2 protein-coding genes are annotated in these 1446 nt (G+C 62.7%); both read right to left on the bottom strand.

The genetic code is table 11. The annotated features are described in order from the left end of the window. Positions 1 to 49: 49 nt before the first annotated feature. Positions 50 to 739: a hypothetical protein gene (locus ACIY1X_RS12825; protein WP_399680969.1), complete on the bottom strand. Its 690-nt coding sequence runs from the start codon at positions 737 to 739 to the stop codon at positions 50 to 52. Positions 740 to 988: 249 nt separating this feature from the next. Beyond that, the gene (gene gloA, locus ACIY1X_RS12820; RefSeq protein ID WP_399680971.1) at positions 989 to 1438 is read right to left on the bottom strand and encodes a lactoylglutathione lyase; all 450 of its coding nucleotides are present in this window, start codon (positions 1436 to 1438) and stop codon (positions 989 to 991) included. Positions 1439 to 1446: the final 8 nt, after the last annotated feature.

Raw genomic sequence — 1446 nt, 5'->3', positions numbered from 1 at the left:
TTGCTCACTGAGCCTGTTTGGCGGAGTCAAGATGGACTTCGCCGGACGCTTACGGTACAGCCTTGCGTTTTACCGTGGGGAGCGTGTACGTCTTGGGCGCGTCGGCACGCCGCCGGATCGGGATGCCGAGCGCTTCCGCGCGTTGCGATTGCGCCAGCAGCCGTTCGCGCCGCTGGTGGATCGCCTGTTCCGCAGCGCCAGGAAGAGCCCGATTGTGAGCGTCGATCATGTCGCGCTGCCACGCCAGATGCTGGTCGATGTCGCGCAGGGCGTGATCGACGAGGGCGCGGATATCGCGGGGCTGATCGGCGGGCGTGTCGTAGCGCAGGACGATTTCGTTCTTCTCGATGACAGCGCGAGGCGGGTTCATACTGAAGGTGTTGGCCTTCGTGTAGAACAGCTCGGACTCGCCCTCGAAGGGGATTCGCACTTCGACGCGCTCGCCCGCCACCATGACGGGGCGGCTTCTGTCTTCGATCCAGCGCATGCGGTCGTGCCGCACATCGACCGGTGCATCCTGATAGTCCGCGTAGCACTGCTCGCGCAGCAGTGTGATCGGCGTGATGCCGTACTTCTCGACCAAATAGGTCTTCAGGTCTTCCGGCGGTGTGTTGAGCAGCCGGTCCTCGTCCAGCCCCTCGACCTCCTTGTGCATGTTCTGCATGGTCAGCCGAATGGAGTGGTCGAGATCGTGTGTGACGAACAGTAGGCCCTTGCTCTTGTCGATGCTGCCAAACATGGGTGGTCCTCTCGTTGTTGTCGATGGCGGTTATGCAGTGACCTCGGCCTCCCACAGTCGTCGCGTCGCCGGCCCGGCGCTGCGTTACTTCGCGGAAGGGCAGTTTTGTAGTCTTTGGTGGGCCTGACTGACTGACCCACCGGCGGGGGCAGCGCCTCTGCGAGGCAGGGGGAGCGGCTCCGGGGCGTCGAAGTTTTCCCTCATCGGACAAACAAAAGCCTGCTCGCGCAGGCTTTTTGTGTCAATCCGTTAGGCGCTACGAAGTGGATCTGGGTTTTTGGCGTCTGATTGGCGGCTGTCTCTATAAGTTGTTGATTTTGTTTGTATTAATTCGATCTTGTACCCGTCCGGGTCCGTCACGAAGGCGATGACGGTGGTGCCGCCCTTGACCGGCCCCGGCTCGCGGGTGACGTTGCCGCCGGCGGCCTTGATCTTCTCGCAGGCGGCGTAGGCGTCGGGCACGCCCAGCGCGATGTGGCCGTAGGCGTTGCCCAGGTCGTAGCTGTCGGTGCCCCAGTTGTAGGTCAGTTCGATCTCGGCCTGCTCGGGGTTGCCGTTGCCGTAGCCGACGAAGGCCAGGCTGTACTTGTACTCGGGGTTCTCGCTGGTACGCAGCAGCGTCATGCCGAGCACCTTGGTGTAGAAGTCGATGGAGCGCTGCAGGTCGCCGACGCGCAGCATGGTGTGCAGGAGTCGCATGGGGCTTT

It is taken from the genome of Xenophilus sp. (assembly GCF_044462705.1).
Lineage (GTDB): Bacteria > Pseudomonadota > Gammaproteobacteria > Burkholderiales > Burkholderiaceae_C > Xenophilus > Xenophilus azovorans.
This window is presented reverse-complemented; position numbering and strand designations above follow the sequence as displayed.

Bases quoted from the DNA above. Each gene is read 5' to 3' on its own strand.
- ACIY1X_RS12825 (WP_399680969.1), bottom strand. From the start codon at position 739: ATGTTTGGCAGCATCGACAAGAGCAAGGGCCTACTGTTCGTCACACAC.
- gloA (WP_399680971.1), bottom strand. From the start codon at position 1,438: ATGCGACTCCTGCACACCATGCTGCGCGTCGGCGACCTGCAGCGCTCC.